This is a genomic window from Variovorax sp. 54 (genome assembly GCF_002754375.1).
GTDB lineage: Bacteria > Pseudomonadota > Gammaproteobacteria > Burkholderiales > Burkholderiaceae_C > Variovorax.
This window is the reverse complement of sequence record NZ_PEFF01000001.1, coordinates 1,663,284-1,683,596: the sequence shown is the minus strand read 5'-3', so window position 1 is coordinate 1,683,596 and position 20,313 is coordinate 1,663,284. Positions and strand designations below refer to the sequence as shown.

Genomic DNA, 20,313 nt, shown 5'->3' with positions numbered 1-20,313 from the left:
CGGCCATGAATGAAGTCCCCGCCACTGTTGCTGCTGCTGCCCCTGTGGTCGTGCGCCTGTTCCTGGTCGACGACCACCCGCTGGTGCGCGACGGCCTGCGCGCGCGCCTGGGCTCCATGCCCGGCCTGGAGATCGTGGGCGAGGCCGGCAGCGCAGCCGAGGCGCTGGCGCTCATCGGCCCCGCGCAGCCGCACCTCGTGCTGATGGATGTGGGCATGAAGGACATGAACGGCATCGAGCTGGCGGCGCTGCTGCTGCAACAACCACAGCACCAGCCCGCACCACACATCGTCATGCTCAGCATGTACGACAACCCCGAGTACGTGCAGAAGGCCCTGCAGGTCGGCGCGCGCGGCTACGTGCTGAAAGACGCGCCGGCCGCAGAGATCGTGGCCGCCATCGAGGCCGTGTCGGCGGGCGGCACCTTCCTGAGCCCGGCCGTGTCGAAGAAACTCTTTCGCAACCAGACGCCGCGCCCGCTGCTCACGCCGCGCGAGGGCGAGATCTTGAGCGCGCTCGGCCGCGGCGAATCGAGCAAGCAGATCGCGCGCGACCTCGGCCTGAGCGTGCGCACCGTGGAGGCGCACCGCCAGAGCATCAAGCGGCGCCTGGGCATCGAAGGGCAGGCGGAGCTCATCAAGTACGCGGTGGAGCACGCGCGGGAGTTCGGCGGGCAGGGCTGAGGCGCTGTGGGCTGATGCGGGGCTCGCGCCCTGCTTTCAGGGCCTGACTGTCAGGGCTTTGTGAATCGCCGCTGCCGCAGCGCGATTACTTGCGCGAACCGCGCATTCCTCGGCGAAATATCTCTGTGCGCCGGGCAGGACTTCTCTACAGTGAATGCCCCTGTGATGAAACGACCCGCTATGTGGGCGCGCACCACGAACTACCGACTGATTGAGTGAATGAACCGCTTCGCCTCACGGCGGGCCATCGATGCAGATCGATCGATGCGAACGTGAGGCACAAAAGGCGACGGCCACGGTGCGCGAACACCATGACCGTCTAACCAAGTGACGTGCAAATCTTCTACAAGGAGCACAACAAATGGCTAAACGAATTATGGCCCGCGCTACCGCGCCGGCCTCTCTCCACGCAACCACCCCCAGCGCAGCTGACCTGCTGGAATGCAAGCTGGAACAACTGAACTCACTGCTGTGGTGCTGCTACGGCGCCGGCGATGGATGGTTCGAAGATGCGGGAGCAGGGCATCGGGATAACCTGCTGTGGATCGCTTCGGATTTGGCGCGGGATGCGGCGGCGTTGTTTCAGGAGAGCGGGGGAGGGTGAGGAGGCTGGCCCCGACATATTGGATGTCGGGGCGGTAGCTTTAGATTGATTGCAGCAGCACGACGTTGAGAGTCGAACGTCTGCTGCTGGCGAAGTTTTTCAATGGCGTCTCTCCACCATCTTTTGTTGCATCTCCAAGACCTCGCGTTTGCAGTTGGGGCCCGAGCGATGGCGTGCGAGAGCACTGCGTAGATGATTTGGAGAGCTAGAGCGAGGCCGAGACGGATATCGCCGTACAGTTGACCTTCTTCTATTCTCGACTTACCGAGTTTTGTTCGGCATCATCACCGGAACAATTTCAAAGCCCTGGGCGGTCATATGTTCTCTCAATGCCGCGGTGTAATTCAGATTTTCTTCAATATCAACGATGTTGATGAGTTCCATGCCGGCGCGACTCAATGCTACGCCATTCAGCCTGAAAGCTTGTTTTTGCTCTTGCGACATCTCCTTCATTGGCTTTAGGCCAAAGTGACTGTTCATGTATCGGAAGGGGAGCCTGATTTTGTTCTCTTCAACGATCGCGAATTGGTAAGGCATGTACGAGTTGTAGTCGTTGATGATCAGACCGTACTCGAAAAGGATGTTTAAGTCGGAAAAGCTTAGACCGTACTTCTGCAATCCGTTCGATGCTGCACTACCTGCTACGGCAACAACCCGGGAGTCTTGTACATCGGGACCCAGCTGCAATGTCAACGCCGAGGAACATAGGTTGCGGAAAAGTTCGGCAGCTCTGTTATCGAGCTGAGCCATCAGCTTGACTGTGCGGATAGAGTAGGTCGTAGGACGGCGAATCTCACCTGCCAAGATCTTTCCAAACAGCTTCTGCATTTGCTCGCTGCTCATGTTCACGGCTTCTTGCTCGAACGCATTCAGCCAGTCGTCGGTTATGTCGGATATCGCTTGATCAGCAGGGGGCGGATCTCGTTTGATGTCTGAGGCAGCGTGCTGCAATACCTTCGCTGTGTTCACAGTTTGACGCAATATCTTGGATGCATGTGTCTCAGCTGCGATGACGGCAATCGAATCATCAATATCGATCTTCTTTGCGATGGACTTGGCTGTCGCCTTGGTCAATGCGACGCGCGCTTCGGAGTGAGCTTTGATTTCAGCGGCGGTGCCATCGATCCATGCTCCTGGGATCTTCATCAACTGCCCGAATGCCTTTCCAATGTTCTTCTTGATGACTGCAGGGATATCGCCTAGGTAGTCGCCGATCGCACCAACTATGACGCTGAGTGTGCTGCTCTCTTCATCTGGTTCAGTAGAAACGATCTTGTTTGGTTCCTGTTCGCTCATGCCACTTTCTCCTACGTTCTTGAAACCCTTCGATTGTCGCTGCTGCTGCCGACCAATTGGTGCGATCAACGCATCGCTGCTGACGGCGGGCTATTCGGCCGCAATGCTACTAAGCCAGTCGCCGAAGTAGAACTTCTATGACTTTGGGATGACCCTCAAGCGGTCGAGAACGCGGACTCAATGCTCGGCGGCAAACGGTCGCCTCCGCTGCATTGCCGAGGCAATGTCGAGTCATGGGAGGGAGTCCCGAATGGCGTCGCTTTGATACCCTGCAGACCGTACCAGCCCGAAGGTTCTTTTGATGCCCAACCTCCTTTTCAGCCCAGCCGCTGACCGCAACAAACAACCCATCCTTGATGCCCTGACCCGCATCCTCGGTGAGCGAGGCACCGCCTTGGAAATCGCCTCCGGCACAGGCCAACACGCTGCCTGGTTCGCCGCTGCCATGCCCTCATGGACCTGGCAGCCCACCGACGCAGACGCCCGCTCGCTCCCCGCGATCGCCAGTCGCGTCGAACAAGCCGCGCTGCCCAATCTGCGCCCGCCGCTGTTGCTCGACGTGATGGCGCCGCAGTGGCTCTCGCAAGGCCCCGCGTTCGCTCAAGCTCAAGAAAAAGAAGAACAACAGCAAGAAAAGTTCGACGCCATCTACTGCGCCAACATGCTGCACATCGCACCCTGGTCCACCTGCGCCGCGCTGATGTCCGGTGCCGCGCGGCATCTGCGTGCCGGCACCGGCGTGCTGATCACCTACGGGCCTTACTTCGAAGACGAAGCGCAGCGCGGTCCTACGGCACCGAGCAATCTGGCGTTCGACGAAGACCTGCGGGCCCGCAATCCCGCCTGGGGCATTCGCCGTCTCGATGATGTGGTGGCAGAGGCGCGTCGCGTCGGCCTCGCGCTGCGCGAGCGGCACGCGATGCCCTCGAACAACCTGCTGCTGGTCTTCGGTTTCTCTTGACCCGACGCGGCACGAGGCCGGGGCGACGCGACGGGCGCATGGCCGTTCGCGTGCGGCGGCTCAACGCTTCTTGTTGAAGAGCCCGTCGAATCTCACGCCGTAGCCGCAGTAGCTGTCGCAGCCCTTGGTCTTGACGTTGACCTGCGGGCCCGCAAAGGCCAGGTCGACTTCGCAGCGGTTGTCGGGGGCGCTGGCGTCGGGTGGCTCCACCTTGTGGACCTGGTTCGCATGGATGACCGGCGCGCGCAGGCTGTAGGCGCAGCTGTTGTTGCTGCCGGGTCTCACGGTGGAGACGTTCATCGCCAGGATGCCGTCGGGGAACAGCACGCTGTCGAGATCGCCGCTGTACGTGGTGCTTGCATAGCGGCCCGTCAGCTTCTGCGAATCGTAGCGGCCGCTGAGTTCGACAAGCCGGGTGCGGTAGCTGTCGAGAAGGCAGTTCGCGAGCTTGTCGCCCGAGCCGGCGCACTGGTTGCGCCGCGCCAGCCACGCGCGCTGGCCGCTCTGAAGTTCGGCGATGTCTGTGTCCGGCACGGCCCGCACGGACTTGTACAGGTCGGCCATGGTCTGGTCGAACCAGGCGTCGAGCTGGGTGCAGATGGCCTTCTCGACACGGGTCTGTGCCTTCGCGCAATCGAAGCTCGGCTTGGCGTCTTGGGCGAACACCGGCGACGTGGCGAGCGCGCACAGGCAGGCGGCGACAAGGCCGAGGTGGTGGTGATGCGTCTTCATCTGCAAGGCGCTTCGTCCTTCGTGCGGCGCGAAGCTATCGGCCCGAGCAGACGGTGTTCGAGAAGCCGCTGGTCGACGAGGTGGTCGATCCTGAGGTGCTGCTGCTGCTCGTGGTCACCGAATTCCCCGCAGACACGCAATGCTCGTGCGACGGGCGCGCGCTCTGGGTTTGGCTCTGGTTTTTGGCCTCACGCCGTTGCTCTTCTTCGGCCCAACGCTGGCGCTGTTCCGCCTGGTTGCGCTTGCGGTTCTGGTCGGCTTCCATCATGCAGTTGGCGAAGGCATCGGTGCCTTGGGCGAAGCCGTAGCCTGCGCAGGTTCGTCGGTCGGACGCGGCGATTTCTTCGGGAGAAGCACAGGCCGTCAGGACGGCTGCCGAGACGGCGAGTACAACGAAAATGTTCGTTCTGCGCAGAGTGAGTTTCATGGCCGCAAGCTGCTGAGTGGTGGTCGGGCCATTCTGCATAAGTGTGAACGACAGACAAGGTTTAAGAGGCGATCGCGCCACACTCATCGGCGCGACGACAACGCGTCGTGCAGCGCTTCTTCCTCTTCTCTTCTGCGTCTCTTCAGCGGCTTGCGAGCTTGCGATCCGCCGCACGCGCGTTAGAGTCGGGCCACGTCCACAAGACCGGCCTGCGCCCATGCTCGACACACCATTGCCGACGCCTCCACGTTCCCCCGCATCTCTGCCGCTGTCGCAGCGGCTGCTGTTCCGACTGATCCCCATCACCGCCTGTCTCCTGGCCATCGGCTGCGCGAGCCCGCCGCCGACGCGCACGCCCGGTGGTTCGGTGCCCAGCAGCAACATCCCGCCGCTGACGTCGGAGCAGTCGAACAGCATCACGATCCACGCGCTGGGGCTGGTCGGCACGCCGTACCGCTATGGCGGCAACTCGCCCGAGGGCGGCTTCGATTGCAGCGGGCTCATCGGCTACGTGTACCGCCAGAGCGTGGGGCAGGTGCCGCCGCGCACGGTGTCGCGCATGGCGGGCTTCGGCCGGCCGGTGCCGATGTCCGAGCTGCGCTCGGGCGACCTGGTGCTGTTCGGCTCGGCGTCGCCCACGCATGCGGGCATCTATGTGGGCGACGGGCGTTTTGTGCATGCGCCGTCCACGGGCGGCGAGGTGCGGCTCGACCGGCTCGACGGCGTGTACTGGTCGCGCCAGCCGACGCAGGCGCGCCGGCCCGGCTGATTCGACGACCCTGACTGCTCGCTACTTCCGCGGCGACTGCACGTGTTCGGGCCGCACGCCGATGCCCACGGCGCGCGCGGGCAGGGTGCGCAGCCACGGCCAGCGCCCCAGCAGGCGCAGCGGCAAGGGCATGGGGCGGGGCGCAGTCGACGCAGCTGCGGCCGCCTTGCGGCTGAGCACCGGCATCAGCACGCGGTCTTGCACGAGCCGCTGCGCGGCCTGCGTGACGCGCACGGGCCATTCGCGGCGGCGCTGCAGCTGGGGCAGCAGGGTGTCGATCTCCTTGTCGGTGGCGTTGCCGGCGAGCGACGCGGCCAGCAGGTTGGCGGCGGCCACGGCGTCCTGCACGGCGAGGTTGATGCCGACGCCGCCCACGGGCGACATGGCGTGCGCGGCGTCGCCGATGCACAGCAGGCCGGGGCACGACCACGATTCGACCCGGTCGACGGTCACTTCGAGCAGCTTCACGGCCTCCCAGTCGGGCAGGGCCTCGGGCAGGCGCGCGGCAAAGAAGGGCGCGATGCGCGCGATCTCGGCATGGAAGGCGGCAATGCCGCGCGACTGCAGCTCGGCCCGGCCGCCCTTGCGGATGACGAAGGCGCACTGCCAGTAGTCGTCGCGGTTGAGCGTCACCAGCAAGCGGCCCGCCGCGATGTGGCCGCCGGTGGCCTCGGGGTCGCCGGGCAGCTTGGGAATGCGCATCCACAGCACGTCGATGGGCGCGCCGTAGCTGATGTGCGGCAGCGCGGCCGCATCGCGCAGGGTGGAGTGGCGGCCGTCGGCGGCCACGATGAGGGAGGCGTGCAGCTCGATGTCTTTCGGGCCGCCGCTGTCGGGGCTGCGGGCGCCGACGCGCACCTTCACACCGTTGACGCGGCCCTTGTCCTGCAGCAGGCCGGTGGCCTCGGCGTCGGTCCACAGCTCGAAGCCGGGGTAGCGCCGCGCCTCGTCGCACATGAAGTCCAGAAACTCCCACTGCGGCATGAGCACCAGAAAGCGGGCGTGCGTGGGCAGCCGCCTGAAGTCGGCAATGGTCACGCTGCGGCCCTCGTAGGTGCCGCGCAGCTCTTCGATGCGGTTGTGCGGGCGCTGCAAAAAAGCGTCGAGCAGGCCGAGTTCGTGCAGCACTTCGAGCGTGGACGGATGCACGGTGTCGCCGCGAAAGTCGCGCAGGAAGTCGAGGTGTTTCTCGAGCACGACGACGGGCACGCCCGCGCGCGCAAGCAGCAGGCCCAGCACCATGCCGGCCGGGCCGCCGCCGGCGATGCAGCAGCGGGGCGACGTGGGAACGGGGGCAGAGGGGGTGTGGGTGTCCATGGCTCCGATCGATCCGGTCGCGCCATGGGTGGCGTGGCCTGTGGGGTGCGCGGTGCGTGCACCCCTCGGTGTACGCACTGCGCGGCCGGACCGCCGGGGCCCGGACCTCAGGGCAACGTGAAGCTCACGCGTTGTGCAATGAGCACGCCGTCGACCACGCGGTCGCCGACGACGGTCACACGCTTGCCGTTGCCCAGGTCCGCGGCGGTGCCGTTTTCGAAGATGGTACCGGAGCCGCTGGCATTCACGCGCTGGCCGCGCACGGTGAAGTCGGCGGCCGACTGGTAGCCGCCGATGGCGCCGATGACGGTGAACGACACCGGCCCGCCGGTGCCGGGCACGTGGCGGATGCGCAGTTTCTTGACCACGAGCACCTGGGCCGAGAGCAAACCGTCGACTTCGACCTTCACGCCGTTGCCGATGGAGCCGACCGGCCCGCCGGTGATCTGGGCATTGCGCGCGTCGATCTTGTTGCCGAGCACGCGGAAGTCGCCCAGCGCGGCGAAGTCGGTGACCACGCCCGCCAGTTGCAGCGCGATGCCGTCGGCCGAGGGAATGGCGTACCAGCCCTGCACCTGGGTGGCGGTGAAGCGGCCGGCGGCCGGCACTGCGGTGCCGCGCACGCGGACGAGGGTGCCGTTGGCCAGGCTCGCGGCGTCGATGCCGGGGCCGAAGGCGGCAGCGCCGAAGTCGACGGTCAGCAGGCCGAGCGTGAACTGCTGGGCGCCGCGGTCGAGGTTCTGCACGGTGCCGGTCACCAGCGGGGCGGTGGTGGCGGGCGCCACCTGGACGCGCGTGGCGCGCAGGGTGCCCGGTGCGGCGGGCAGGCCCCAGACCTGCACGATGGCGCCGTCGACGAGGTCGGTGGTGCCGTCGGCGTCGGCCCAGACGGTGGCGTTGTCGGTGGTCACGCGGGCGCCCATGACGGTGAAGCTGCCGTTCTTCAGGTCGATGGCCGACACGGCGCCGCGCAGTTCGGCGGCCGAGACGACTGTGGCGGCGATGCCGCTGGTGAAGTCGGCGTTGACCTTGCCGGCGATGCGCGCGCTCATGCCGATCTGCAGCTCGGTGGTGTCCTCAAGGCTGAAGGTGGCGCTGTCGGTGTTGTAGCGCAGGCCGTTGAGGATCACGCTGCCCAGGCCGTCGGCCGCGCCGATGCCGGCGGCGTCGGCGGTCACGCCCGTGCCGCCGGAGCCCACGCCGGAGCCGTCGCCGTTGGTGTTGCTGGCGGTGCTGTCGCCGCCAGAACCAGTGCTTCCGGTGCTGCCAGTGCCCGTGCCCGTGCCGCTGCCGGAGCCTGCGTCACCCGAGCCGCTGTCGCCGCCGCCACCGCCACCGCCGGTATTGGTACCCGTACCCGTGCCAGTGCCAGTGCCAGTGCCAGTGCCAGTGCCAGTGCCAGTGCCAGTGCCGGTGCCGGTGGCCGTGGTGCCGAGGGCGCCGAAGCCCGTCGTGCCGCTACCGCCACCACCTCCTCCGCCTCCGCATGAGAGAAGCAGGGCGATGGCGCCGGCCATCAGCAGGCCGCGCGCCAGTCGCAAGGAGGGGGAGGTCGTGTTCATGGGGCGGGCTTGTTGTTGTGCGGCGCGCCGGGAGCGGGCGCGCCTTCTTCGTCTTCGTAATACGTGTAGATGCCGACGCGGATGCGCGCCTTGGCCTTGGCCTCGGGGGCCGCGCGGTCGACGGCCTGGGTCATCTCGCGGGCCAGCTCGTGGTGCAGGCCGGCCCAGCGTTCGCGCACGAGGCGTTCGATGGCCGTGCAGTCGGCCATCGTGAGCCCGCGCGCGTACACGGCGCGCTCGAGCATGCGGGGCGTGTCGCCCAGGGTGTTGGAGACGGCGGCCAGCAGGTGGTCTCGGCCGTTGTCGCCCAGGAAGGCGAGCATCGATTGCAGGTCTTCGACCGGCACGAAGCCGTCGGCGGTGAGTTCGGCGGTGCCGTCGCTTTCGGCCACCATCTGCAGGCGCACCAGTTCGTCGAGGATGGTGCGGTGGTGCACGTTGCCCCGGCTGGCCAGGCGGGCCACGCGTTCGAACGACGGCCCGTCACCCTCGGTGACGACGGGCAGGCGGCGCAGGGTGTCGTCGTCGGTGGTCATCTGTAACCACAACGTAAAAGTCTTGGCGGCGGCTGACAGCTCCGTGTGGGGCAGCGGGTCGACGGTGGCGCGGACCTTGGCCGTGACGACCTTGCGGTTCAGCCCGGTGGTGACCGAAATCTGGCTGAGGTTGGGTTTGGGCACGCCCTGGCCGCGCCAGGTGCGCTGGGCTTCCTCGATGAGCAGGTCGCGCAGCAGGGCTTCCAGGTGCGGGTGCTTGACGCCCATGGCCAGCGCCAGCCGGACCACGGGCCTGAGGATGCGAGCGCAGGCGGCAAGGGCCCAGTCCAGCCGGTGTTCCATGTATGCGGGAGCGTTGTTCCTGGTGAGGGTTGTCGAAGCAAGAAAGAAGAAAGGCGGGGCCGGCGCCCGGCCTTGCCACGGGGCGCTATTGTCGTTGTTCGCGCGCCGGGCCGCCGCCGGGGTCAGGTCGCGGCGCAGGTGCCGCCGCTCGACCGGGTGACGGTGGTGCGCCCCGTGGCGCTGATGGCCACGGCGCGCGACGGGTCGGCGCTCGGGGTGGCGCGGCAGATGGTGATGCGACTCTGGCCGGCGCCCAGGCCGGTGGCCTGGAACACGACGGCGCTCGCGCCGCCGGCCTCGCGCAGCCGGTAGCCGCTGGCGGCCGCGGGTTCGACGCGCAGCACCTGCGTGTCGCTGCGCACGATCCAGCCGGCTTCCCATTGCCCGTTGGTGCTGCAGCTGGTGCCGTCGGCCGAGGCGCACAGGGTGATGGGGGCGTTGCGCTTGATGGCCTCGCTGCGCGCCAGCTGGGTGCCCGCGACCAGTGCGGTGGCGTAGCTGCTCAGCCGCGTGGACAGCCGGATGCTGTCGAACGAGGGCACGGCGATGGCGATCAGCACCACCAGCACGGCCAGCGTGACCATCAGCTCGATGAGCGTGAAGCCGCGCGCAGGGGCGGGGACAAGGCGGGCGTAGCGCATGCGGTGGCTCACCGGCTTTACTTCTGGATGAACCAGTAGACCCGGCCCTTGGGCTGCTTGAACGCGGCCTTGGGCGCGGTGCCCTTGGGGCTGAGGAAGGAGTCGGGGTTGGCGCCGATCACCACGTCGCGCATGCCGCCGCCGTCGAGCTGCACGCGGCCCACGACCGGCGTGGGCGCGAGGCCGCCGCCCACCACGTTCTGGAAGCGTCCGTTGGTGCCCTGGGCGGCCGCGTTGACGTACGACACGTTGTAGACCCGCGCGGTGCCGAGGTCGGCGCGGCACGACTGCGTGTTGGGGTTGGTGGGCGTGTGGGTGTTGAAGGTGGTGGTGCCGTAGGCGGTCACCGAACCCGTCACGACCTGTTCACCCGCGGCGAGCCCGAGGTACCAGCCCTTCTTGGTGGCGAGGTCGGACGAGGTCGGCGTGCTGCTGTCGGTGATGGCCTGCAGCGAGGCGTGACACAGCAGGCCGTTGCCGGTGCCGCAGCGGTCGGCCTCGCTGGTCAGCCAGGTGGCGTCGGTGGGCTTGTCGACCAGCATGTAGAAGCGGTTGGCCACGCCGAGCGCGACGTTGTAGTAGCGCAGCGGCTTCTCGCGGTCGCCCGAACCCAGCAGCACGACGTAGGCGCCGTTGTCCGTCACCACGTCGGGGCCGAACATGAACTTGCGGTTGGGCGTGCAGGTGGTCACGGTGTCGCAGCCGAGCGAGGCGATCTGGGTCAGGGTCCAGGCGGAGGGCGCTGCGCTGCCGATGGCGATGCGGTAGACGTTGCCGCCCAGGTCGGCGGCGTAGGCGATGGTGGCGATGCCCAGGGCGTCGGTGAGAACCGTCACTTCGCCCACCACGGGGCGCGCGGTAGTGAACACCTTGAGCTGCGCGCCGGTGTCGGCGTCGAGCACGTAGATGCGGTTGCCCTTCACGCCGCTGCCGCAGGCCTGGGCGGCGCTGTTGGTGTCGACGTCTTCGCACTTGTCGTAGCCGCCGCCGAACACCAGCAGCGGGCTGTTGCCGCTGCCGTAGCCGGTGGCGCGCAGCACCTTTGGCGCCGACCAGGTCTGGCCGATGCCGTCGAAGCCGGTGTCGCAGCCGGTGTCGTCGCCCTGGTTGGGGCAGCCCTTGCGCCACTTGAGCGTGGGCGCGGCGGGCGAGGAAACGTCGAAGGCGTAGACCAGCCGGCCGCCGCGGCGCATGCTGGCGTAGAGCCAGGCGTTGCTGCCCTGGCGGTACGCGGCCACCGCGCCGTCCATGCCGTAAGGCTTGGGCGCCACCGCGCCCAGGCTGACCGGCAGGCCGGGGAAGTTGACGCGCGTGGTGTTGTCGTACAGCCGCTTGAGGCTGCCGTAGAACTCGGGTGGCATGAACGACCACAGCTCGGAGCCGGCCGCGGCTCCGCCGATGGCCGTGTTGCGATTGCCGTTGATGGCGCGCAGCACGCCGTCGTTGCCGCCGTAGAACACCACCACCTGGGGCGAGGCGTCGGTGCCGTAGTTGATGGCCACCGGCCGCGAGTGCACCACGTCGCCGTGCACCGAGGGGCGCATGGCGCTCGAGGGCACCGGGTTGCCCTGGGCGTCGGGCTTCTCGTCGCCCTTGTTGTCCAGGCCGCGCGCCCAGTTGATGAGCTTGGTGCGGTCGGTGGTGGCGGCGACACCCAGTGCGGCCATGGTGATGGCCGTGTTGCCGTCATCGAAGGTGGTGAGTGCGGTGCAGCCGCCCGCCGCGCAGGTCTTCATGTTGCGCACGGCGGGCACGACGCCGCGCAGCATGTAGCCCTGTGCGCCTTTTTCGACCACGTTGCCGTCGGGGCTGTCCGCGGCTTCCTTCTTGAGGCAGTCGCCGGACGGCCGGAAGCTCCAGTAGGCGTCGCTGTCGCTGGCGGCCGGTGTCCAGAAGCTGCGCGCGCAGGGCGCGATGAAGCCGGTCTGGTTGTTGACGGCGTTCTTGTCGTCCGCGTCCTGCAGGATCAGCTGGCTGCTGCTGTCCAGCCCGAGCTTGTATTGCTTGAGGTTGCCGTTCCAGCGCGGGAGCGCGTTCTCGTCGGGGCGGAACATGCCGACGAACACCTGGTTCAGGTAGGTGCCCTGGGTGTTCACGCTAACGGGCAGGCTCACCGAGGAGAACACGCTGTTGATCGACTGGATCTTGCTGAAGATGTCGTCCAGCGCCTCGCCGAGCGCGGCGCCGAGCTGGGGCTTGGTCGTGAGGTCGTAGTACTCGCCCTTGCTCTGCGTGGCCATGCTCTGCAGCAGCGCGCTCCAGCCCGGGCCCTGGCCCTGCTCGGCCTTGGCGGCCTCGATGGTGTAGACCTTCACGCCCATGCTGGTCTGCAGAAAGCGCGCCCACTCGTCGGCCATGCTGTCCTGCGAGCCGCTGGGGGTGAGCGTGATCTGCGTCGTGTCGCCGCCGGCGGCGCGCAAGGCGTCGCTGGAGAGCTTGCTGTCGTTGTTGTTGTCCTGCGCCGCGCCGTTGCTGATGTAGATGACGAAGGTGCCGATGCAGTTCTCGGTGCTCGGGCCGACGTAGGTGCTGGCATTGGCGCTGGCGAGCGCGTTGCGCGTCAGCGCGTAGATGGCCTTCGACGCCGCGGTGCCGCTCACGTTGCCGGTGAAGTCGGCCTTGACCTTGCCGTTGCCGGCGATGGGCGCGGCGCTGGCCAGGTAGCGGTAGACCTCGGCCATGGTCTTGCCGGCCTTGCCGCCGTTGGACTTGTCGCCGAGCTTGTCGAGGCTGCGGATCATGGCGCCGTACTTGAGCTTGGTGCCGTCGTCGAGCGTGCGCACCGCAGCGCGCACGTAGCCGCCGTCGCTGTTCGAGTTGCCCTGGCCGGTCTCGGTGAACATCATCAGGCCGACCTTGAACTTGTCGGCCTTCAGGCTTTCGAAGGCGCTGGCGAGCGCGTTGAGTTCGGCCGTGAAGGGCTGGTTCCAGTTGGCCGTGTTGTCCAGCACGAACAGCACGTTCGGGGCCTGCGTGGCGCTGGGGTTGTAGCCCACGAAGAGGTCGATGTCCTCCGCCTGCGCGGCCTGCAGCGGCAACGCGAGCAGCACGGCGGCCCACAGCGTGGTGAGTAGTTTCCTTGTCATGGCGGGGACCCGTTCATCGTCGTGGTTCAAGGGGAGACTGGTGCGGCCGGCGGCGGCGCGCACAGCGCATCGAACTGCGCCTTGTTGAGCAGCGCCCGCACGCCCTGGCGCACGGAGGTCGTGGCGCCGGTGGCGCCGGCGGTGACGTCGGTCACGGTGGTGCTGATGTCCCACACGGCGTTGTACTGGTCGGGCAGGGCGCCCAGGCCCGAGCCGCTGCTGGACGCGCCGCCGGTGATGCCGCCCGGGCCCGCGCTGCCGCCGCCGCCGCTGTCGACCGCCTTGGTGGCGCGCACGCACACGGGCGGGGCGATGGTGACCTTGTAGTCGTCCACGCCGTCGTTGTTGATGTCGACCATGCTCACGGTGCCCTGCGGCGGCGCGAGCGACGGCGTGCCGTCGCTGCCGGGCACCAGCAGGCTGGCCGCGACTTCCTCGATCGCGCGGTTGGCGGCGGCCACGGCTTCGTTGCGGGTCTGCAGGTTGCCCACGGCCTTGAGGTTGGCGCCGCTGAGGTTGAAGGCGGCGGTGACCACGAGCGTGATCAGCAGCAGCATGATCATCCCGATGATCAGCGCGGCGCCGCGCTGGGTGGCGACTGCGGCGGCGGACGGGGCGCGTGGCTTCATGGCGTTTCCCTCCGGCCGGTGACGTTGGTCAGGCGCACGGTGGTCGCGAACGCGTGCCGCTTGTAGTGGTCGTTGAACGGCCCCAGCGTCGCGGCGCCCATCTGGTAGGTGCGCGTGTCGGTGTGGCCCGGCGAGATGGCGGCGGCGCGCGCGAGCACGTACAGCTTCACGGCCACCACGTTGACCAACTGGTCGGCGGTGCAGGCCGAGGCGGTGCTGCAGTGCACGAAGGCGCCGTCGGGGCTGCCGTCGCCGCGGTTGGACGGCGTCGACTTGTTCGCCGGGTCGGCCCAGGCGATGGCCTGGACGTAGTTGACGGCGGCGCCGGTCTTGCTCAGCGTGTCCAGGCCGAGCTCGACGCGAAAGCCCTCGACGCCTTCGATGAGCGGCGTGGGCGGCTGCTGCGCCAGCGTGCCGCCCACCAGGTCGAAGCGCGAGCGCGCCAGCGTGGGCACGCCGTCGCCCACGGTCTCGGCGTAGTCGCGCACGTAGTAGATGTCGGTCACCAGCTTGCGTTTGGGCGAAGGGGTGGTGCAGTCCTTGAGGAACATCTGGTCGAAAGCGCCCGTCGAGAGGTCGAACGACGAGGGCTTTTGCGTGCCGCACAGCGACGACTGGAAGTACATCGCACCGGCCACGTCGGCATCGCAGTGGGGCGTGCCGGGCAGGCAGGTTTCGGCGTGGCGAACCACGAGGACGTCGGTGTTGGCCTTCTTGTGCGTGAGCAGGTCGGTGCAGGTGACGGGCACGCTGTCGTAGACCTGCACGGGCAGGTCGAGCAGCTGGCGCTTGTAGTCCTCGGTCCAGTTCGCGGCCGAGTAGGCCAGGCACGGGTCGGGCACGGCACCCGTGGGCACGTGCGTGGGCGCGGCGCTGACCGTGAGGTCGTCGAACTCGGGCATGTAGTTTTCCCAGAAGCCCGCGTGGGAGATCTCGTTCTCGAGCACGAAGATGCTCAGGCGCCCGGTTTCGATCTGGCGGTTGACGCGTTCCATCTCGCGCTGGGAGCCGCTCACGTTGAGGAACAGCGTGAGCAACGCGGCCATCACGATGAGCATGATGGTGATGGCCACCATCAGCTCGATCAGCGTCAGCCCGCGCTGGGCGCGGCGTGCGGCGGAGTACGGGCGCCTCGGGTTCATGAGAGCGATCCGATGCGCACGAGCGTGGTCACGGTGCGGCGGCACAGGTCGTTGATGCACTTTGAACCGGTGCCCCCGTCGTAGAGGTCCTTGCCGCAGGCCACGCCGGCCGGCGGCGCCGAGATCGGTCCGAGGCCCTGCCAGGCGACGGTGACGAGGTACTCGTTGTGGCCCATGTCTTCCACGCAGCCGCGCCCGCCGATCACGGTGCCCAGCTTGTCGTTGCCCGAGAACTCGGCGGCGCCCTGCAGTGCGTTGCACCATTCCCTGGCGTCGATCTGCTGGCGCGTGCCGGTGCCGGTCGGGCAGGCATCGGTTCCGCCCAGCGGTGCGCTGGTGGCGTAGCTGGCCGCCACCCGGCGGTTGATGGCGATGCGGCTGGCCATGTCGTTGAGCAGGATCAGCGCCTGCGAGCGCTGGTACGACTCCATCTCGGAGGCCTGCAACCGGGCCTGCAGCCCCACGAGGCCGAACAGGCCGAAGGCCAGGACGAGCAGGGTCACCAGCACTTCGATCAGCGTGGTGCCGCGCTGGCGCTGCAAGGGGGCGCTCACCATTTGTTGGCCGGCGTCTTCACGCCTTCGCTGGTGAGTCCGAGGTTGCCGTCGCTTTGCTGGTTGCCGATTGCGGTGAAGGTGATCGTGAAGGTGGGCGGGCCGGAGGCCTGAAGCGCGACGTCGTAGCTGTAGTTGCCAGAGACCTCGGCGGGCAGGCCGTAGCCACTGGCGGTCAGCGCCGTCTTGTCGGCGTAGCTGCGGTTGGCAATGAGGAACTGCTGCTGCCGGTTGGCGATGTCCATCATCTGCGCCTGGGCCGCCGAGCGCTTCGAACGGATGACGTACTGCCGGTAATTGGGCAGGGCGATCGACGCCAGGATGGCCACGATGGCCACCGTGATCATGACCTCGATCAATGTGAAGCCGCCGCTTGTGCGCGCCTGCGAATGCTGGGTCATCGTGGACTCGTCAGAGTTGTTTCACATTGTTATTGAATGTGAATTTATCACATTTAACGTAAATACAAACGCTTCATGGCGCCGTCGACGAGGGCCCTGCAAGAGGTGTTTAGGGGTTATCCATTAGGCAATTCCACCCGCCCGGCCCACGCAGTGCGACGGATGCGGCTGCGCGGCGGGCGGGGAACACTCGCCCGGTTCATATCGAGGAGACATACGCATGCCTAACATTCGCCGCCATCTGGTGTGGCTGGCCGTGGCCGTGCTCGGCGCTTTTGCGCTGGGCACCGTCGCCCTGAGCCGGGGGGAAAGCATCAACGCCCTGTGGGTCGTGACCGCCGCGCTCTGCACCTACCTGATCGCCTACCGCTACTACAGCCTGTTCATCGCCGACAAGGTGCTGGGGCTCGATGCCAACCGCAAGACGCCCGCGCACCGCCACAACGACGGCCTGGACTACGTGCCGACCGACAAGAACGTGCTGTTCGGCCACCACTTCGCGGCCATTGCGGGCGCCGGTCCGCTGGTGGGCCCGGTGCTCGCCGCGCAGATGGGCTACCTGCCCGGTTTGCTGTGGGTGCTGGCGGGCGTGGTGTTCGCGGGGGCGGTGCAGGACTTCATCATCCTGTTCATCTCCACGCGCCGCGACGGCCGCTCACTGGGCGACCTGGTCAAGCAGGAGATGGGCGTGGTGCCCGGCATGATCGCGCTGTTCGGCACCTTCATGATCATGATCATCATCCTGGCGGTGCTGGCCCTCATCGTGGTGAAGGCGCTGGCCGAATCGCCGTGGGGCAGCTTCACGGTGGCCGCGACGATTCCCGTGGCGCTGTTCATGGGCGTGTACCTGCGCTACATCCGCCCGGGCCGCATCGGCGAGGTGTCGGTGATCGGCTTCGTGCTGCTCATGGCAGCCATCTTCGGCGGCCAGTGGGTCAGCCAGGATCCGGTGTGGGGTCCGGCCTTCACCTTCGACGGCAAGGCGCTCACCTGGATGCTCGTGGGCTACGGCTTCGTGGCCGCCAGCCTGCCGGTGTGGCTGCTGCTGGCGCCGCGCGACTACCTGTCGACCTTCCTGAAGATCGGCACGATCATCGCGCTGGCCATCGGCATCGTGGTCGTGATGCCCACGCTGCAGATGCCCGCCCTCACGCAGTTTGCACAGGGCAACGGCCCGGTGTGGTCGGGCAGCATGTTCCCGTTCCTGTTCATCACCATCGCCTGCGGCGCTGTGTCGGGCTTTCACGCGCTGATCTCTTCGGGCACCACACCCAAGATGCTCGACAACGAGCGCCACGCGCGCTTCATCGGCTACGGCGGCATGCTGGCCGAGTCGTTCGTCGCCGTGATGGCGCTGGTGGCGGCCTCGTGCATCGAGCCGGGCATCTACTTCGCGATGAACAGCCCGGGCGCGCTCGTCGGCACCACGGTGCAACAGGCCGCCGCCACCATTTCGGGCTGGGGCTTCGTGGTCACGCCCGAGATGCTGCTGCAGACGGCCAAGGACGTGGGCGAGACCACCATCCTCGGGCGCACCGGCGGCGCGCCGACGCTGGCCGTGGGCATGGCCCACATCCTTCACCAGGTGATCGGCGGGCAGGCCATGATGGCCTTCTGGTACCACTTCGCGATCCTGTTCGAGGCGCTGTTCATCCTCACCGCGGTGGACGCCGGCACGCGCGCCGGCCGCTTCATGCTGCAGGACCTGCTGGGCAGCTTCGTGCCCGCGCTCAAGCGCACCGACTCGCTGCCGGCCAACCTGATCGCCACCGCGCTGTGCGTGTCGGCCTGGGGCTACTTCCTGTACCAGGGCGTGGTCGATCCGCTGGGCGGCATCAACACGCTGTGGCCGCTGTTCGGCATCTCCAACCAGATGCTGGCCGCGGTGGCGCTGATGCTGGGCGTGGTCGTGCTGTTTCGCATGAAGCGCGAGCGCTACGCCTGGGTCGCGGCGGCGCCGGCCGTGTGGCTGCTGGCCTGCACGCTGACGGCGGGCTGGCAGAAGATCTTCTCGAGCGATCCGAAGATCGGCTTCCTGTCGCACGCTGCCAAGTACGCCGACGGCCTGGCCAACGGCGTGCTGATTGCGCCGGCCAAGACGCCCGAAGCCATGTCGCGCATCGTCTTCAACGACCGGCTCGATGCCGCGTTGTGCGCGCTCTTCATCTTCGTGGTGCTGAGCGTGCTGGTCTACAGCATCAAGGCCTGCTTCGCGGCCCGCGCGGTCAACCGGCCGACCACGCAAGAGACGCCGTTCGAGCCGATGGGCGTGGCCTCGTCCGCCGCCCACTGAACGCCATGGGCCTCGCCATGCCCGAAGCCGGGCGCTACATCGCCCGGTCGATCAAGCAGTCGCTGCGGCTCATGGTCGGGCTGCCCGACTACGACGTCTACCTGACGCACATGGCGGCCACGCACCCCGACCGCGCGCCGATGAGCTACGAGGAGTTCTTCCGCGAACGGCTCGAGGCGCGCTACGGCGGGGGCAAGGGGCGCTGCTGCTGACTGGGCAGCGACTGACAGAGTGAAGAAGGGCGCATGCGATGCGCCCTTTTTTATTTCAGGAAGCGTCGAGGATCTGCGCCATCCGCAGCGCCGCCGGCGAGAGCGGCCGGTTCTTCAGGCTCAGCCGGTACAGCGGCCGCGACAGCACCGCGCCCGGCAGCTTCAGCTCGCGCAGCGTGCCCAGCGCGAGCATGTCGGCCACCACCACGCGCGGCAGCATGGAGATGCCGACGCCGCTGGCCACGGTGCGCGCAATGGCTTCGTTGCTCGCCATTTCCATCCACGGCGGCGCGTCGATGCCGTGCGCTGCGCACAGCGCCTCGGTGGCCTGGCGCGTGCCCGATCCGGGCTCGCGCAGGATCCAGTTCTGCCGGCCCAGCAGCGCGGCTGTTATGCCGCGCCGGGGCAGGGCGGCGTCGGGCGGCGCCACGATGGCGAGCGGGTCGGTGGTCCATTCGCGCACGTCGATGCGTGCTTCGCTGTCTGCGTCCACACGGCCTTCGACCAGTGCGAGATCGATGCGGCATTCGAGCAACTGCTCGCACACCCACTGCGTGTTGCCGACCGTGACGCGCGGCACCACCGCCGGAAAGGCGGCGCAGAAGGCCGCGATCTGCGGCGGCAGCCAGTAGCTCGCCACCGTGGTGCTGGCGCCCAGCGTGAGGCTGCCGCGCTGCACGCCGACGCGCGCACGCACGTCGTCGAGTGCCGCGCGCTCCATCGCGAAGATGCCGCGCGCATGCGTGAGCAGCGACGCGCCGGCCTCCGTGAGCCGAAAGCCCTTGCCCGCGCCGCGTTCGATGAGCGTCAGGTCGAGCTGGTGCTCCAGCTCGCGGATGCCCTTGGACACCGCCGGCTGGCTGATCCACAGGCCCTCGGCCGCACGCGAGAAGCTGCCCGCCTCGGCCACGGCGACGAACAGGCGCACCAGGTGCAGGTTGAGGGTCATAACTTAACTTCATGCATCGGTGAAGTTTATGTCTTTGACTCATGGTGTGTCGATTCCTAAGCTTGGCGCCATGTCATCCCTTGCCGCCTCCTTGCCCGGTTTCTCCTTCGTTCGCCGCTGCGGCCCCGGCGTGCTTCTCGCTGCAGTGCTGGCGGCTGCCGCCGCGCTGCTGGCCGAATGGCCGCCGATGGTGGGCCTGGGCCTGAGCGCGCTGACGCTGGCCATCGCGCTGGGCATGGTGGCGGGCAACACGGTGTTCCCCGCGGTGTCGGACCGCACCGGCGCCGGCGTGGACTTTGCGCGCAGCGTGCTGCTGCGCGCGGGCATCGTGCTCTACGGTTTTCGCATCTCGCTGAGCGACATCGGCGCCGTCGGCTGGCCCGGCGTGCTGATCGCGGGGGCGATGGTCGCGCTCACCTTCGGCCTCGCCGTGCGCATCGGCACGCGTTGGCTGGGGCTCGACCGCGAGACGGCCGCGCTTATCGGCGCGGGCAGCGCCATCTGCGGCGCTGCCGCCGTGATGGCCACGCAGCCCGTGGTGCGCGGCGAAGAGCACAAGGTGTCGATCGCCGTCGCCACCGTGGTCGTGTTCGGCACGCTGTCGATGGTGCTGTACCCGCTGATCTATCCGTACCTCGGCCTCACGGAACATGCCTTCGGTCTCTTCGCGGGCTCCACCATCCACGAGGTGGCGCAGGTGGTCGCGGTCGGCGAGGCAGTCAGCCCGGGCGCGGCGAACGCGGCCGTGGTCGAGAAGATGCTGCGCGTGATGATGCTGGCGCCGTTTCTCATGGGCCTGTCGTTCCGCGTGGCGGCATCGAAATCGGCGCCGGGCGCGGCGAGCCTGCGCGCCTGCTGGCGCCAGGTGCGCGTGCCATGGTTCGCGGTGCTGTTCATCGGGGTGAGCGCCGTGCATTCTCTCGACGTGCTGCCGCGCGCCCTGGTGGCCGCACTGGTGCAACTCGACACGCTGCTGCTCGCCACCGCCATGGCGGCGATGGGCCTGCGCACCAGTGCCGCCAGCCTGCGCAAGGCGGGTGCGCAACCGCTGAAGCTCGGGGCGCTGCTGTTCGTGTTCCTGACGGTCGGCGGCTATGCGGTGAATGCGGCCGTGCTGGCGGTGTTCTGAGTGAACTTTGCGCGGGGCTCAGGCGGTGCCTGAGGCGTCCTGCGTGAATTCCAGTTTCTCCTGCACGCCCCTTCGCGGGACCATCGG

The 20,313-nt window shown here is 67.7% G+C and carries 20 protein-coding genes; 7 read left to right on the top strand and 13 right to left on the bottom strand.

Features of this window, described 5'->3' with window-relative positions:
* Positions 1-5 precede the first annotated feature (5 nt).
* A complete protein-coding gene (locus CLU95_RS07550; protein ID WP_099791879.1) occupies positions 6-683 on the top strand; it encodes a response regulator transcription factor in 678 nt (225 codons plus the stop codon).
* 361 nt (positions 684-1,044) lie between these two features.
* Entirely contained in the window at positions 1,045-1,287 is a 243-nt protein-coding gene (locus tag CLU95_RS07545; protein ID WP_257214555.1) for a hypothetical protein, read from the top strand.
* Positions 1,288-1,548: 261 nt separating this feature from the next.
* Here the strand turns inward: CLU95_RS07545 and CLU95_RS07540 are convergent, their stop codons facing one another.
* On the bottom strand, positions 1,549-2,583 hold the full coding sequence (locus CLU95_RS07540) for a DUF2806 domain-containing protein (protein WP_099791875.1): 1,035 nt from the start codon (positions 2,581-2,583) through the stop codon (positions 1,549-1,551).
* A 301-nt stretch (positions 2,584-2,884) separates the two neighbouring features.
* Between CLU95_RS07540 and CLU95_RS07535 the strand changes: the two genes are divergently transcribed.
* Complete coding sequence (locus CLU95_RS07535) at positions 2,885-3,544, top strand: DUF938 domain-containing protein (RefSeq protein WP_099791873.1); 660 nt, start codon at positions 2,885-2,887, stop codon at positions 3,542-3,544.
* Between the two features lie 60 nt (positions 3,545-3,604).
* Here CLU95_RS07535 and CLU95_RS07530 read toward each other — a convergent pair whose 3' ends face one another.
* Together CLU95_RS07530 and CLU95_RS07525 are read right to left on the bottom strand one after the other, a co-directional pair.
* Complete coding sequence (locus tag CLU95_RS07530; protein ID WP_099791871.1) at positions 3,605-4,276, bottom strand: lysozyme inhibitor LprI family protein; 672 nt, start codon at positions 4,274-4,276, stop codon at positions 3,605-3,607.
* Between the two features lie 34 nt (positions 4,277-4,310).
* The gene (locus CLU95_RS07525) at positions 4,311-4,703 is read right to left on the bottom strand and encodes a hypothetical protein (RefSeq protein WP_099791869.1); all 393 of its coding nucleotides are present in this window, start codon (positions 4,701-4,703) and stop codon (positions 4,311-4,313) included.
* Positions 4,704-4,920: 217 nt separating this feature from the next.
* Between CLU95_RS07525 and CLU95_RS07520 the strand changes: the two genes are divergently transcribed.
* On the top strand, positions 4,921-5,472 hold the full coding sequence (locus tag CLU95_RS07520) for a C40 family peptidase (protein ID WP_099791867.1): 552 nt from the start codon (positions 4,921-4,923) through the stop codon (positions 5,470-5,472).
* 21 nt (positions 5,473-5,493) lie between these two features.
* Here the strand turns inward: CLU95_RS07520 and CLU95_RS07515 are convergent, their stop codons facing one another.
* From CLU95_RS07515 to CLU95_RS07475, 9 genes are all read right to left on the bottom strand, one after another.
* On the bottom strand, positions 5,494-6,789 hold the full coding sequence (locus CLU95_RS07515; protein WP_099791865.1) for an FAD-dependent oxidoreductase: 1,296 nt from the start codon (positions 6,787-6,789) through the stop codon (positions 5,494-5,496).
* A gap of 107 nt (positions 6,790-6,896) precedes the next feature.
* On the bottom strand, positions 6,897-8,351 hold the full coding sequence (locus tag CLU95_RS07510; protein ID WP_099791863.1) for a DUF5666 domain-containing protein: 1,455 nt from the start codon (positions 8,349-8,351) through the stop codon (positions 6,897-6,899).
* Complete coding sequence (locus CLU95_RS07505) at positions 8,348-9,190, bottom strand: DUF6502 family protein (RefSeq protein ID WP_099791861.1); 843 nt, start codon at positions 9,188-9,190, stop codon at positions 8,348-8,350. The genes CLU95_RS07510 and CLU95_RS07505 overlap by 4 nt, the downstream gene beginning before the upstream one ends.
* 122 nt (positions 9,191-9,312) lie before the next feature.
* On the bottom strand, positions 9,313-9,843 hold the full coding sequence (locus CLU95_RS07500; protein ID WP_257214554.1) for a GspH/FimT family pseudopilin: 531 nt from the start codon (positions 9,841-9,843) through the stop codon (positions 9,313-9,315).
* Positions 9,844-9,848: 5 nt separating this feature from the next.
* Positions 9,849-12,917 (bottom strand): pilus assembly protein, encoded by a 3,069-nt coding sequence (locus CLU95_RS07495; protein ID WP_099791859.1) that lies wholly within the window; start codon positions 12,915-12,917, stop codon positions 9,849-9,851.
* A gap of 26 nt (positions 12,918-12,943) precedes the next feature.
* Positions 12,944-13,546: a pilus assembly PilX family protein gene (locus CLU95_RS07490; RefSeq protein WP_099791857.1), complete on the bottom strand. Its 603-nt coding sequence runs from the start codon at positions 13,544-13,546 to the stop codon at positions 12,944-12,946.
* Positions 13,543-14,688 (bottom strand): PilW family protein, encoded by a 1,146-nt coding sequence (locus CLU95_RS07485; RefSeq protein ID WP_099791855.1) that lies wholly within the window; start codon positions 14,686-14,688, stop codon positions 13,543-13,545. The genes CLU95_RS07490 and CLU95_RS07485 overlap by 4 nt, the downstream gene beginning before the upstream one ends.
* Positions 14,685-15,242, bottom strand: a complete 558-nt coding sequence (locus CLU95_RS07480) for a prepilin-type N-terminal cleavage/methylation domain-containing protein (protein WP_257214553.1) — start codon at positions 15,240-15,242, stop codon at positions 14,685-14,687. Before CLU95_RS07480 ends, CLU95_RS07485 begins: the two co-directional genes overlap by 4 nt.
* Entirely contained in the window at positions 15,239-15,643 is a 405-nt protein-coding gene (locus CLU95_RS07475; protein ID WP_099791851.1) for a type IV pilin protein, read from the bottom strand. Before CLU95_RS07475 ends, CLU95_RS07480 begins: the two co-directional genes overlap by 4 nt.
* A gap of 220 nt (positions 15,644-15,863) precedes the next feature.
* Here CLU95_RS07475 and CLU95_RS07470 point away from each other — a divergent pair, with 220 nt between their 5' ends.
* Together CLU95_RS07470 and CLU95_RS07465 are read left to right on the top strand one after the other, a co-directional pair.
* Positions 15,864-17,936, top strand: a complete 2,073-nt coding sequence (locus CLU95_RS07470; protein WP_099791849.1) for a carbon starvation CstA family protein — start codon at positions 15,864-15,866, stop codon at positions 17,934-17,936.
* A gap of 5 nt (positions 17,937-17,941) precedes the next feature.
* Positions 17,942-18,148: a YbdD/YjiX family protein gene (locus CLU95_RS07465; RefSeq protein WP_099791847.1), complete on the top strand. Its 207-nt coding sequence runs from the start codon at positions 17,942-17,944 to the stop codon at positions 18,146-18,148.
* A gap of 55 nt (positions 18,149-18,203) precedes the next feature.
* On the opposite strand, the gene CLU95_RS07460 is transcribed toward CLU95_RS07465, so the two are convergent.
* Entirely contained in the window at positions 18,204-19,097 is an 894-nt protein-coding gene (locus CLU95_RS07460) for a LysR substrate-binding domain-containing protein (RefSeq protein ID WP_099791845.1), read from the bottom strand.
* 70 nt (positions 19,098-19,167) lie between these two features.
* On the opposite strand from CLU95_RS07460, the gene CLU95_RS07455 reads away from it, so the two are divergent.
* Entirely contained in the window at positions 19,168-20,226 is a 1,059-nt protein-coding gene (locus CLU95_RS07455; protein ID WP_099791843.1) for a YeiH family protein, read from the top strand.
* Positions 20,227-20,313 lie beyond the last annotated feature (87 nt).